The sequence below is a fragment of the Brevundimonas sp. AVps7 genome (genome assembly GCF_058681545.1).
Genome location: NZ_CM178742.1, coordinates 339492 through 352379 on the forward strand (window position 1 = coordinate 339492; position 12888 = coordinate 352379).

Here is a 12888-nt window from a genome sequence, read left to right on the forward strand (position 1 = left end):
GACGAGCGCGCCGGCAGATCGGACGCCGAACTTTGTTCATGAAACCCGGGCTGCCGATTTCTCCTGTAGCTTCAACGTCACGCTTGCAGTTTGAGCGGCCGGACAACACCGGAACCTATCGACCTCCTGCAGCAACGCTGTTATGACCCCGAAAGGCGGTGAGACCGCCGCAATGATCAATTATGGCTGCGGAGGGCTCACACCCATGCGTTTCAAGACCTTGTTCCTGGCTTCCAGCGCGGCGGCGGCTCTCGCCCTGTCCGCTGGTGCTGCTTCGGCTGAGCCGGACGGCTGGTACGGCGCGATCGACGCCGGTTACCACAAGATCGACGACATCAACGTGGAAGCGTCCGGCAACGGCGTGAACTGGCAAGCTGAAGTGAACGACGGCTGGGCCGCGTTCGCTCGCCTGGGCTACCGGTTCAACCCGAACTGGCGCGTCGAGCTCGAAGGCGGTTACCGCTCGGGCGACATCGGCCGCATCCGTCACTCGACGGGCTCGGTTCCGTCGGGCGTGTGTAACTTCACGCCGGCCACGGGCCCGTGCTTCTCGCCGGAAGGCGACATCGAATCCACCACGCTCATGGCCAATGTCATCTATGACATCGGCGGCGAGTACTGGGGCGTTCGTCCGTTCGTCGGCCTGGGCGTCGGCGTCAACCGCGTCAACACCGAGTTCGTGGGCACGATCCGCGGCCAGCGCACGGTCTCGATCGCGGCTGACGACAGCTCGACCAAGTTCGCGGCTCAAGCCCTGGCTGGCCTGAGCTACGCCATCGGCGACCGCGCCAACATCGACCTGACGTACCGTTATCTGACGGGCGACATGGAGTTCCGTACCTTCACGAACTCGACCGCCGCGGTGAACAACTACGGCACGTTCGAAGGCGACTACGACGAGAGCCACACGGTGACCCTGGGTCTGCGTTACGCCTTCGGCGCTGACGAAGCCCCGCCGCCGCCGCCTCCCCCGCCGCCGCCCCCGCCGCCTCCCCCGCCCCCGCCGCCGCCTCCGCCGCCTCCCCCGCCGCCGCCTCCGCCGGCTCCGGTCGCGCGCGAGTTCGTGGTGTACTTCGACTGGGATCGTTCGGACCTGACGGCCGAAGCCCGCTCGGTGGTGACGCAGGCCGCCAACTACGCCAAGTCGGGTCGTCCGACGCGCGTGCTGGTCGTCGGCTACGCCGACACCTCCGGCTCGGCCGCCTACAACGTGGGTCTGTCGAACCGTCGCTCGCGCACCGTGGCTGACGCCCTGGTCGCTCAAGGCGTCGCCGGCGGCGTCATCGCTCTCGACGGCAAGGGTGAAACCAACCTGGCCCGTCCGACCGCCGACGGCGTTCGCGAGCCTCTGAACCGTCGCGCCACCATCGGCATCAACTTCTAGGACGCCTGAAAAGGGTCCCGATCCCACAAGGATCGGGACCCCATCAGGGTCTGCCGATGACTGCATCAGGCCGTCGCCTCTTCCTGAGGCGACGGCTTTTTGCTGTTCTGCGGTCAGGTTGAGCCCTTGACGGCCCGTCAGGCGTCGAATGTCGTCTCGATGACGTCGCAGACGCGGTCGATGTCGGCGTCCGTCAGGGTGCTGCCGGAGGGCAGGCACAGGCCGTTGGCGAACAGCACCTCGGCCACCCCGTCGTTGACCATCAGGGCGTCCCGGAACACCGGCTGCAGGTGCATCGGCTTCCAGACCGGTCGAGCCTCGATGTTGGCGGCGTCCAGGGCGAGGCGGAGGCGGTCCGGGCTGGCGACGAACTCCGGGTCCATCAGCATGACGGTCAGCCAGCGGGTGTGGCGCCGGCCCGGGACCTCGGGGGCGAAGGCGACCCCGTAGCGACCGCCCAGCCGGGCCTCGTAACGATCGAAGATGGCGCGGCGTTGGGCGACCTTGGCCTCCAGCGTCTCCAACTGGGCCAGGCCCAGGGCGGCGGCAAGACTGAGCATCCGGTAGTTGAAGCCGATCTCGGCGTGTTCGTAGTGCACGGCCGGCAAGCGCGCAGCGGCGGCCAGGTTGCGGGCGCTGGCGATCAGGCCGGCGTCGTCGGAGGCTAGCAGGCCGCCCCCGCCCGTGGTGATGATCTTGTTGCCGTTGAATGAGAAGGCGGCCGCCGAGGCTCCGTGACCGGCGTGACGGCCGTTCAGGGTCGCACCGACGGCCTCGGCCGAATCGAGGATCACCGGGACGCCATGGGCGTCGGCGATCGCCCGGATCGCATCGATGTCGCAACACTGGCCATAGAGGTCGGCGGGGACCACAGCGCGGACCGTCAGGCCCTCGGTGCGGGCGCGATCGAAGGCCTGTTCCAGCAGTCGGGGATCGAGGTTCCAGTCCGCGGCGCTGCAATCCACGAAGATCGGCCGGGCGCCCGCATGGACGATGGGGCTGACGCCGCCGATGAAGGTCAGGGTCGGGCAGATGACCGCGTCGCCAGGCTTCAGGTCCAGCATGGTCAGGGCGAGGTGCAGGGCGGCGGTGCCGGAGGACACGGCCGTCGCATGGGCGAAACCGGTCGCCTCTGCGAAGGCGCGTTCGAACGCCTCAACCACCGGGCCGGCGGACGAGACCCAGCCGGCGTCGAAGGTCTCGAGCAGGCGGGCGCGCTCGGCAGGGCCGATATCGGGCGCGGACAGGGGGATGCGGGCGGGCGCGGTCACAGGCGCAGGTGACGCTGCGTCGCCGATTTCTGCAAGAAGCCGCTCAGCCGCTGGTGCGGATCAGGACGGCGTCGGAAGACGGACGGGCAGAGGCCTGGCGATCGACCATCGACTGGCCGACAGCGATGACGAGGGTGGCGGTGAGGACGGCGGATGCCACGGCTGCTGCGATCATCTTCGCGCCCTGCGCCAGATGACCGTCACCGCGGTTCCAGATGTCCTGATCCATGCCGCCCCCCGAGTCGTCAGCAGGCTCAGGGACCACAGACAGGTTCACGACGCAAGTCACTGAACCGTGTGCGTTAAACATATTTTCGCCGACGCCCGCAGGCGTCGGCGAAAAGGAGGGTGAGTCCGCCTAGCCTGTGAAAGGACGGATCAGGATCTCGACGCGGCGGTTCTGGCTGCGGCCCTCCACCGTGGCATTGGAGGCGACCGGAACGCGCGACGACTGGCCGGCGACGAACAGGCGTTCACGCAACACGCCGCGACCGATCAGGGCGTCGGCGACCGCGATGGCGCGGCGCTCGGACAGGGGCTGGTTGATCGCGTCGCCGCCAGAGGAATCGGTATGGCCGACGATGTCCACCAGCGAGCGGTCGTACTCCTGCAACACCGCCGCCACGTCGGACAGTACGGCGTCGAAACGCGGCTCGATGTTCGACTGGTTCACTGCGAAGGTGACGTCCGACGGCATGCGCAGCACCAGGTTGTCGCCCTGACGCGCCACGCCGACGCCGGTGCCCGAAAGTTCGGCTTCAAGCGCGCGCTGCTGACGATCCATGTAGTTGCCGACGGCCGCGCCGCCCAGGGCGCCGACACCGGCGCCGATCAGGGCGTTGCGACGGCCCTGCTCACCGTCCGAGGTGTTGGTCAGATAGCCGAGCACGGCGCCGCCGAGGGCTCCGGCCAGGATTCCCGTGCCAGTGTTGTTGCGGCGGGGGCCGGAGGAATAGGGGTCGGTCGTGGTGCAGGCGGTCGCGCCAAGCATGGCGGCGACGCCGAGGCCCGTGACGATCAGGTTCATACGCATGAGTTGGTCCTTTAAATGTACGCGTCCGTATCGACGGCAAACGTAGGCTTACGGTGAAGGTTCCAGCCTGACCCCGGGATGAACAAACCTGACGGACGCGACGTTGCGACCTCAATCTGCCAATTTCCGGCGTGAAGGCGTATGAACGTCTCCCCCGGCGTCCTCTGGATCGCCGCGCACGAACTGAAAGGCCCGCCCGTGACCTCCATCTCCGACGCTCCCCCGGTCGCCGCCAAAGGCATCAAGCCGGTCTCCATGTCGCGCTACGACAAGGACTTCCAGGGCTTCAGCGACGATCTGGGCGCCTCCTTCAAACGCTATGGCTTCGCGGTGATCGCGGACCACGGGCTGGACGAGGACGTCATCAAGGCGGCCATCGACGACGCCAGGGCCTTCTTCGCCCTGCCGGAAGAGGTGAAGCGCCAGTATCACCAGCCGGGCACCGGTGGCGCGCGCGGCCTGACGCCCTTCGGGGTCGAGGCGGCCAAGGGGGCGGCGGCCGTGGATCTGAAGGAGTTCTGGCACACCGGGCGCGAACTGCCGGAGGGCCACCCCTATCGCCAGTACATGCGCGACAACCTGTGGCCGACCGAGGTCCCGGGCTTCAAGCCTCATTTTTACGGGATGTTCGAGGCGCTGGATCAGCTGGGCCGCAAGGTGCTGAAGGCGATCGCCCGCTACATGAAGCTCGGCGACGACTTCTTCGAGGACAAGGTCGAGCTGGGAAACTCCATCCTGCGGATGCTGCACTATCCGCCGGTGCCGGCCGGGGCGCCGGGCGTGCGGGCGGGCGCGCACGAGGACATCAACGTCATCACCCTGCTGTTGGGCGCGGAAGAAGCGGGCTTGCAGCTGAAGGACGCCGACGGTCAGTGGCTGGAGGTCGCGCCGCCGCCGGGAGCCCTGGTGGTCAATATTGGCGACATGCTGCAGCGCCTGACCAACCACGTCCTGCCGTCAACCAGCCACCGGGTGGTCAATCCGGCCCCGGACCGGGCCAGCTTCGCGCGGTATTCGACGCCCTTCTTCCTGCATTTCAACCCGGACTTCGTGATCGAGACCCTGCCGTCGACGATCACGCCGGAGAACCCGGATCGCTATGCCGGCAAGTCGATCATGGCCGAAGACTTCCTGACCGAGCGGCTGAAGGAGATTCGGCTGCTGTAACGGGGTCCCTCTCTCGGAGGGAGAGGGACTAAGCGGCTTCCGCCTGCACCGCCCCCGGGCTGACGGCGAACTGGCCGCCGCGGCGGTAGCGCCACAGGTAGGACGGGGCGATGGCCTCCAGGCCCGTCGCCTCGATACCGAGCGCCGAGAGACCCTCTGCGCCCGGGGCGACGACATTGTCCGTCTTCAGCATCAGCACCTGATCCTGCGTCAGGACCGGGGGGATGCCGACCACGGCGGTGATCTGGGCCAGTGAGCCGATCATCGAGGCGGCGAAGAAGGGCAGGGGCGCCAGCAGGCGGCGGCGGCCGGTCTCACGCAGGATGTATTCGAGGATCTGTTTGAACGACCAGACCTCGGGACCGCCCAGTTCGAAGGTGCGGCCGGCGGCGTCGGTGCGCGCGACCGAGCGGGCGATGGCCTCGGCCACGTCGCCGACCCAGACCGGCTGGAACTTCGTCTCGCCGCCGCCGATCAGGGGCAGGGCGGGCGACATCGTGGCCATGGACGCAAAGCGGTTCAGGAAGCCGTCGCCGTTCCCGAACACGATCGAGGGCCGCAGGATCACGGCGTCGGGCTTGACCGCGCGGACGGCGGCCTCGGCCTTGCCTTTCGAGCGACCGTATTCGCCTTCGGAATGTGTATCGGCCCCGATAGCCGACATCTGGACGAGGCGGCTGACGCCGGCGGCCACGCAGGCTTCGGCGATGTTGCGGCTTCCCTCCACGTGGGCCTTCTCGAAGCCGCGGCCCGGGGTTTCGAACAGGATGCCGACCAGGTTCACGGCGGCGTCCGCGCCCTTCAGGGCGGCGGCCACGTCGGCGGGACTGGTGATGTCGCAGCGAACGGGCTGGATCTGGCCCACATCGCCGAGGATGCGCAGGTCCTGGGCCAGGGCGGGTGTGCGGACCGCGACGCGGACGCGCCAGCCTTGACGGGCCAGGGCGCGGACAGCCTGGGTTCCGACGAAGCCGGAGCCGCCGAAGACGGTGACCAGGCCGGGAGTGGATTCGGACATCGGGCGTTCCTCGAAGCGGCGTCTCGAAAGGCCGCGCGGGCCTGACAGGCGGGGGATAGACGATGCCCGGCGCCCTCGCAACGCAGGGGCGGCGCGCAAGCGGCGAGAAACCGCCGAAAACCGTGTTGACCCGCTCCGTGCACTGCCTTAAGGGTCCGCGCCTTCCGGTCAGGAACGCGTTTCGGCGCGGTTCTCCGGGGCCCAGGTGGCGGAATTGGTAGACGCGCTGGCTTCAGGTGCCAGTGATAGAAATGTCGTGGAGGTTCGAGTCCTCTCCTGGGCACCAGTTTCCAAAGGCGTCGCACCGAAAGGTGCGGCGCCTTTGTGCTTTCTGGTGTCGTTCTCGCTCGACGCGCGGCGTCTCGCTGCTTGAGCGACGGTTGAGGTGGCTGCACTCGCCTCGCGCGCTCTGCTGGTCTAGGAAGCCCCATGACCGTTTACCTGCATGAAGGCGACCTCCCGGACGGCCTGGACCTGGGCCCTGAGGTCGCCGTTGATTCCGAGACCATGGGACTGCGCTTCCGCCGCGATCCCCTGTGCGTGGTCCAGCTGTCGGCCGGCGACGGCGACGCCCATGTCGTCCGCCTGAACCGGCCCGGCTACGACTGTCCGAATTTGAAGCGGCTGATGGCCGATCCCGACGTGCTGAAGATCTTCCATTTTGGCCGGTTCGATATCGGCATGGTGGAACTGCATCTCGGGGTCGAGACACGGCCGGTCTATTGCACCAAGATCGCCTCAAAGCTGGCGCGGACCTACACCGACCGGCACGGACTGAAGGACGTGGCGCGCGAGATGGCGGGCATCGACCTGTCGAAGGCCCAGCAGTCGTCGGACTGGGGCGCGCCGGAACTGTCGCAGGCCCAGCTGGAATACGCGGCGTCCGACGTGCTCCATTTGCATGTCATCATGCGCCGGCTGAACGAGATGCTGGTGCGCGAGGGTCGGATGGAGCTGGCCCAGGCCTGTTTCGACTTCCTGCCGGTCCGGGCTCGTCTGGATCTGCGCGGCTGGGACGAGATGGATATCTTCGCGCACACATGACCTTCGATCCGGCCGACGACAGGAAGCGCGCCGACGAAGCGCGGCTGGCCCAGCAGGCCGGTCGCTGGCGCTCGCGGTCGCGCCGGGTCCAGCTGTACCGCCGCCTGCTGCCCATCCTGATCGTGGTGCTGGCGGGCGGCGCCCTGACCTGGACCGTGTTCCGCACCGTGATGTCGGGGGTCGAACGCGAGGCCAGCCAGTCGAAGGAGATCCGCCTCGACAACCCCATGTTCCACGGCCAGGACGCCGCGGGTCGATCGTTCATCATCGGCGCCCAGGGCGCGGTCCGCGATCCGGCGACGGGGCGCTTCCGCCTCAACGGCCCCGTGCTCAGGCTCAATCTCGGCGGCACCAAGGTGACCGAGATGACCGCCGACGCCGGCATTTACAACGAGGCTGACCGCAGCGTGACGATCGGGCCGAACGTGCGGATTTCCGACGGCGGATCGGGTTTCACCCTGACGACGCCGGAGGCTGTGGTCGATACGGCGACGGGCGTCGTGACGGGCGACAAGGGCGTCGAGGGACGCGGCCCTCTTGGAACCATCTCGGCAACGTCCTATGCCATCCATGAACAGGGCCAACGGGTCGTGTTCAGGGGCTCTGGCGACAACAAGGTGCAGGGGACCATCAACCCCGCTTCCGGTGAATGACATGAAGACCAGCCACCTTATCCTGACCGGCGCGAGCGTCCTGGCCCTCGGCCTGGGCGGCATGGCCGTTGCCCAGACCCGCTCCAGCGTCAGCAACCAGCCGATCGGCTACGGCGCCGACACGGGCGAGTTGACTAACACGGCTGTCTCCCTGCGCGGCCGGGCCGAGATCACCCAGGGCGACACCCGTCTGCGGGCCAACGCCATCGAGGGCGTGCGTGACGCCTCGGGCGGACTGACCCGGATCGAGGCGACCGGCGAGGTGTATTATGTCACCCCCAATGAGACGATCCGGGGCGACCGGGCGATCTACACCGTCTCCAACGCCACGGTCGTGGTGACCGGCGATGTCATCCTGACCCAGGGCCAGAACGTCCTGACGGGCGGCAGTCTGAGCTACAATGTCGACACAGGCCAGGCGCGGATCCAGGGCGGAACCTCGGCCAACGGCGGCCGGGTGCGAGGCGTCTTCTATCCGCAGGGCGCCAACTAGCCCTCAATGGCCCGCAAGGAACTCTCCGCCCTCAATCTGGAAGACCGCGAGGCCGCCACGGCTGTCGCGCCCGAGCCTGCGCCTGAAAAGGGTCTCAGGGTCCGCAACATTGCCCGGGCCTTCGGCGCGCGTCAGGTGGTGTCGGACGTCTCACTGACCGTGCAGCGCGGCGAGGTCGCGGGCCTGCTGGGCCCCAACGGCGCCGGCAAGACAACCTGCTTCTACATGATCACCGGCCTGATTCCGGCGGACTCAGGCTCGATCTGGCTGGACGGCGAGGACATCACGGCCCAGCCGATGTACCAGCGCGCCCGCATGGGGCTGGGCTATCTGGCCCAGGAAGCCTCGATCTTCCGCGGCATGACGGTCGAGCAGAACATCATGGCCGTGGTCGAACTGAATGAAACCGGCAAGGCGATCGAGACCGAGACCACACGACTACTCGAAGAACTGCATATCGACCATCTGCGTCACGCCCCGGCGACGGGTCTGTCCGGCGGCGAGCGGCGTCGGGTCGAGATTGCACGATCGCTGGCTGGCAAGCCCAGCTTCATGCTGCTGGACGAGCCCTTCGCCGGCATCGACCCCTTGGCCATCGCCGACATCCGCCAGGTGATCCGCTATCTGGCGGGCGAGGGGATCGGCGTCCTGATCACCGACCACAATGTCCGCGAGACGCTCGACATCATCGACCGCGCCTCGATCATCTCGAACGGTTCGGTCCTGTTCGAGGGCACCGCCGACGAGGTCATCCACGACCCTGAGGTGCGTCGCGTCTATCTGGGCGATCTTTACGGCTGACGCATAACGTCGTCATATGGGCGCGGGAGTACGCCGTGCACACAGACACCGACCTCATTGATCGCATTTACGAATGTTCAGTCGTTCCGGAACTCTGGCCCCGGATGTTGACCGACATCGCCGGCCTCGTTGAAGCCCAGGGCGGACTGCTGTTCTCGGCGCGCAAGACCCTGCACTGGACAGCGTCGGAAACGGTGCGCGAGGTCTTCGCCGAATATGTCGCCGACGGCTGGTTCACCCGTTGCAGCCGGCGGGTCTGCATCATGAACGCTCAGGAGCCCGGCTTTTTCACCGAGCAGGACTTCTGGACAGAGGACCAGATGGGCGCCGATCCCATCTATCGCGACTTTTTCCGCCCGCGGGGTCTGGGCTGGTCGGCGGGCACGGCCCTGCGGGTGCCGAGCGGCGACAATATCGTCTTCAGCATGGAGCGCGCCCTGACGCGCGGGCCAATCGAGCGGGACCATCTGGAGCGGCTGGACAACCTGCGGCCCCATCTGGCCCGCAGCGCCCTGATCAGCGCTCGGCTGGGTCTGCAACGGGCGGAGGGGGCGACGGACGCCCTGACGGCCCTGCGGCTGCCCGCCCTGGTGCTGGACGACGCCGGCCGGGTCGTCGAGGCGAACGAGATGATCCAGACCATGGCCGACCGGTTCGGCTTCGGCGCGGGCGATCGGTTGGTGCTGCCCGACCGGGTCGCCAACGAACAACTGGCCGACCGGCTTGCGGCGCTTGGCACGCACAGCGGCGATCAGTCCTGCAGCCTGCCGCTCCGGGACGCCTCGGGCGACGCGATCGGCGTGCTGCACATCCTGCCGGTTCGCCGGGCGGCGCACGACATCTTCGGCCGCGGGTTCGCTCTGCTGGTGCTGACGCCCATCGGCACGGACAAGTCGCCGTCCGCCGACCTGATGCGCTCCCTGTTCGACCTGACCCGGTCCGAGGCGCGGGTCGCGCGGGGCCTGGCAGTCGGCAATACCGCCGAGGAGATCGCTGCGGAGGGCGACGTCGCCCTGACCACGGTGCGCTCCCAGATCCGACGCGTGCTCGAAAAGACCGGCTGTTCGCGTCAGGCCGAGGTCACTGCCTTGCTGGCGGGGCTGGCCATCGGGCCGAACTGACCTGCGACACCGGGACGAGAAGAACGTTGTTCCTCATCATCAATCTGGATGACGACAGTCCGTCGCGTCGAAGCGACTCTCGAATTCGAATTGGAGAGATCGACCATGAACACTGCTCTGAAAGCTGCGCTCGCCCTCGCCGGCGCTCTCGCCCTGTCGGGCTGCAGCAGCGACCTCGTCACTGGCGGGCCCCTGATCCGTCCGGGCGAGCCGCTCGGCGCCATCCGGATCTTCAACGCCACGGGCGGTCAGCTGAACGCCATCCTGATCTCGGCCTGCAGCGCCTCGACCTATGGGCTGAACCGTCTGCCCAGCGGCATGGCGATCCCCAACGGCGGCGCCTATGACTTCACGGTCTCGGCGGGTTGCTGGGATGTGGCCGGTGGGACCATCGGCGTCGGCGACGCCCGGGGGCGGATGCAGGTCCAGCCGGGCCAGACCTTCACCTTCCGGATCTACTAGGCCGGGGAGGACGCTCCGGATCTTGAATCCGGACGTGGGCCGTATCCCGCACAGGCGTCGAGGCGCGAAAGCCCGCGTTAACCCGTCGCGTTCATCCTGACAGCAAGTTCCGGGCCACGACGGCTCGCGGGGAGCATTCAGGTTGATCGGTCAGAGGCTCGAGGTTCGGCAGGGGCAGGGGCTGGTCATCACGCCCCAGCTGCAGCAGGCGATCAAGCTGCTGCAACTGTCGAACCAGGAGCTCGACGAATACGTCGAGGCCGAGCTCGAAAAGAACCCGCTTCTCCAGCGCGAGGAGCCGGAGGCCGGCGCCGAGGTCGAACGCGAGGCGCCCGCCGATTCGACCGAACTGAGCTTCTCCGAGGCCGAGGCGTCTGACCGGTCGTCCACCGTCGATGCGCGCGAGGACGACGTCTATGGCGACGCGACGCCCGGCGAACGGACCTCCGACCGCCTGTCCGACGAAGCCGCCGAACAGCCGGGCCTGTCGGACTGGTCCGCAGCCGGCAAGGGCGGGTCCTTCAATGACGGCGACGGCGGCGAGCGCCCCGAACGCCACGATCCCACCCTGTGGGAGCATCTGCAGGAACAGGCGTCCTCGGCCGGCTTCTCGGCGACGGACCACGCCATCGCCTTGTCGTTGATCGACGGGGTGGACGAAGGCGGCTACCTCCGCGGAGAACTGGCCGAGATCGCTGACCGGCTGGGCTGCGGCCTGGAACGGGTCGAGGCGGTGCTGGCGGTCTGTCACGGGTTCGAACCGACGGGCGTCATGGCGCGGTCGGTGCCGGAGTGCCTGAAGCTGCAACTCGTCGAGCGGAACCGGTTCGATCCGGCCATGGGCGCCCTGCTCGACAATCTGGACCTGCTGGCCAAGCGTGATCTGTCGGCCCTGCGCTCGGTCTGCGGCGTCGATGCCGAGGATCTGTCGGAGATGATCTCCGAGCTGAAGGCCCTGACGCCCCGGCCCGGCGCGGGCTTTGCCGGCGAGATCGCCCAGACCGTCATCCCCGACGTCCATGTCCGCCCCGATCCCGCGGGCGGCTGGCGCGTGGAGCTGAACTCCGACACCCTGCCGCGTCTGCTGGTCGACAAACGCTATCACGCCTCTGTCTCGGCCGGCGCGCGGACGGAAACCGAGAAGGCCTTCGTCGCCGACTGCGCCGCCCAGGCCAACTGGCTGGTCAAGTCGCTGGATCAGAGGGCCAGGACCATACTCAAGGTCGGGTCCGAGATCGTGCGACAGCAGGACGCCTTCCTGGCTTTCGGCGTCGAGTTCCTGCGGCCTCTGAATCTGAAGACCGTGGCCGACGCGATCGGCATGCACGAGTCGACCGTTTCGCGGGTGACCTCGAACAAATACGTCTCGACCCCGCGTGGTGTCTTCGAGCTGAAATTCTTCTTCACTGCCGCCATCCAGGCGACCGACGGCGGCGCGAGCCACTCCGCCGAGGCCGTCCGCCATCGGATCAAGTCCATGATCGACCACGAGGGGCGCGATGGCGACGTTTTGTCCGACGACCGGATCGTGGAGATCCTTAAGGAAGCCGGCATCGACATCGCCCGCCGAACCGTTGCCAAGTACCGGGAAGCGCTAAGGATTCCGTCCTCGGTCGAGCGTCGGCGGATGTTGAAAACGGGCTAACCGAACAACAAAGCGTGACTGTGAAATCGCTGTTCCCGATTGACACCTTTCGCGGTCGGTCGCGTTCTATCCCTATGCAAGTCCAAGTCAGCGGCAAGCACGTGGATGTCGGCGAAGCGTTAGGCTCGCGCATCTCCCAGGAACTCGAAGACGGAGTCGGAAAATACTTCGAACGCGGCGGCCAGGACGCCGAGGTCGTCGTGTCCAAGGACGGCCACGGCTTCAAGGTGGACTGTTGGGTCCGCCTCGCGTCCGGGCAATCGCTCGTGACCACAGGCCTCGGCGGTGACGCCCATGCGGCCTTCACTGACAGCCTCGAGAAGCTGGAGAAGAGGGTTCGACGCTACAAGCGCCGGCTCAAGGATCACCATATCGGTCCCAAGGGTCTGTCGCCCGAGAAGACCGAGATGGCCGCCGCTTCTGTGGCTCGCAGCATGGTGCTGCGCAATCCCGACGATGAGGTCGAGGATTCCCTGTTCGATACCGCCGGCGAAACCGACGGCCCTCCGCCGGTCGGCATGGTCATCGCCGAGAGCATCTCGGAGATCCGCACCATCACGGTCGGACGAGCGGTGCTGGAACTCGACATGACCGGCTATCCGGTCGTGCTGTTCAGGAACGCGGCGCACGGCGGCATTTCGGTCGTCTATCGCCGCCCGGACGGCAATGTCGGGTGGATAGATCCTGAACGCACCGCGTCGCTTAATGGACACGGTTCTGTAAACGGTTCTGGCGCATAGGACTTCCCAGGGGCGCGTGAACCGTCTAGACGGCGCGCGCCCCCCACTGGGGCCTG

14 protein-coding genes and 1 tRNA gene are annotated in these 12888 nt (G+C 67.4%); 11 read left to right on the forward strand and 4 right to left on the reverse strand.

Annotated elements, in window-relative coordinates:
• Positions 1–205 precede the first annotated feature (205 nt).
• Positions 206–1384, forward strand: coding sequence for an OmpA family protein (locus tag ACW17Y_RS01740; RefSeq protein ID WP_492037066.1), 1179 nt, complete (start codon positions 206–208; stop codon positions 1382–1384).
• A gap of 137 nt (positions 1385–1521) precedes the next feature.
• Here ACW17Y_RS01740 and ACW17Y_RS01745 read toward each other — a convergent pair whose 3' ends face one another.
• The 3 genes from ACW17Y_RS01745 to ACW17Y_RS01755 all read right to left on the reverse strand — a co-directional run bounded on the left by ACW17Y_RS01745 (position 1522) and on the right by ACW17Y_RS01755 (position 3688).
• Complete coding sequence (locus ACW17Y_RS01745; protein ID WP_492037067.1) at positions 1522–2655, reverse strand: DegT/DnrJ/EryC1/StrS family aminotransferase; 1134 nt, start codon at positions 2653–2655, stop codon at positions 1522–1524.
• 43 nt (positions 2656–2698) lie between these two features.
• Positions 2699–2884, reverse strand: a complete 186-nt coding sequence (locus ACW17Y_RS01750) for a hypothetical protein (RefSeq protein WP_492037068.1) — start codon at positions 2882–2884, stop codon at positions 2699–2701.
• A 129-nt stretch (positions 2885–3013) separates the two neighbouring features.
• Positions 3014–3688 carry a YiaD family glycine zipper/OmpA-like lipoprotein gene (locus ACW17Y_RS01755; RefSeq protein ID WP_492037069.1) on the reverse strand — a complete coding sequence of 225 codons (675 nt, stop codon included), beginning with the start codon at positions 3686–3688 and terminating at the stop codon, positions 3014–3016.
• A 255-nt stretch (positions 3689–3943) separates the two neighbouring features.
• On the opposite strand from ACW17Y_RS01755, the gene ACW17Y_RS01760 reads away from it, so the two are divergent.
• Complete coding sequence (locus ACW17Y_RS01760) at positions 3944–4855, forward strand: isopenicillin N synthase family dioxygenase (protein WP_492038226.1); 912 nt, start codon at positions 3944–3946, stop codon at positions 4853–4855.
• A 28-nt stretch (positions 4856–4883) separates the two neighbouring features.
• On the opposite strand, the gene ACW17Y_RS01765 is transcribed toward ACW17Y_RS01760, so the two are convergent.
• The gene (locus ACW17Y_RS01765) at positions 4884–5873 is read right to left on the reverse strand and encodes a complex I NDUFA9 subunit family protein (protein ID WP_492037070.1); all 990 of its coding nucleotides are present in this window, start codon (positions 5871–5873) and stop codon (positions 4884–4886) included.
• Positions 5874–6072: 199 nt separating this feature from the next.
• On the opposite strand from ACW17Y_RS01765, the gene ACW17Y_RS01770 reads away from it, so the two are divergent.
• From ACW17Y_RS01770 to hpf, 9 genes are all read left to right on the forward strand, one after another.
• Positions 6073–6159: transfer RNA gene (locus ACW17Y_RS01770), tRNA-Leu, on the forward strand.
• A 143-nt stretch (positions 6160–6302) separates the two neighbouring features.
• On the forward strand, positions 6303–6917 hold the full coding sequence (locus ACW17Y_RS01775) for a ribonuclease D (protein ID WP_492037071.1): 615 nt from the start codon (positions 6303–6305) through the stop codon (positions 6915–6917).
• The gene (gene lptC / locus ACW17Y_RS01780) at positions 6914–7570 is read left to right on the forward strand and encodes an LPS export ABC transporter periplasmic protein LptC (RefSeq protein ID WP_492037072.1); all 657 of its coding nucleotides are present in this window, start codon (positions 6914–6916) and stop codon (positions 7568–7570) included. Before ACW17Y_RS01775 ends, lptC begins: the two co-directional genes overlap by 4 nt.
• 1 nt (position 7571) lies before the next feature.
• The gene (locus ACW17Y_RS01785; protein ID WP_492037073.1) at positions 7572–8063 is read left to right on the forward strand and encodes an LptA/OstA family protein; all 492 of its coding nucleotides are present in this window, start codon (positions 7572–7574) and stop codon (positions 8061–8063) included.
• A 6-nt stretch (positions 8064–8069) separates the two neighbouring features.
• Entirely contained in the window at positions 8070–8864 is a 795-nt protein-coding gene (lptB, locus tag ACW17Y_RS01790; RefSeq protein ID WP_492037074.1) for an LPS export ABC transporter ATP-binding protein, read from the forward strand.
• Positions 8865–8968: 104 nt separating this feature from the next.
• Entirely contained in the window at positions 8969–9985 is a 1017-nt protein-coding gene (locus ACW17Y_RS01795) for a helix-turn-helix transcriptional regulator (RefSeq protein WP_492037075.1), read from the forward strand.
• A 105-nt stretch (positions 9986–10090) separates the two neighbouring features.
• Entirely contained in the window at positions 10091–10447 is a 357-nt protein-coding gene (locus tag ACW17Y_RS01800) for a hypothetical protein (RefSeq protein ID WP_492037076.1), read from the forward strand.
• Between the two features lie 142 nt (positions 10448–10589).
• Complete coding sequence (gene rpoN / locus ACW17Y_RS01805; RefSeq protein WP_492037077.1) at positions 10590–12092, forward strand: RNA polymerase factor sigma-54; 1503 nt, start codon at positions 10590–10592, stop codon at positions 12090–12092.
• 74 nt (positions 12093–12166) lie between these two features.
• On the forward strand, positions 12167–12832 hold the full coding sequence (gene hpf / locus ACW17Y_RS01810; protein WP_492038227.1) for a ribosome hibernation-promoting factor, HPF/YfiA family: 666 nt from the start codon (positions 12167–12169) through the stop codon (positions 12830–12832).
• Positions 12833–12888 lie beyond the last annotated feature (56 nt).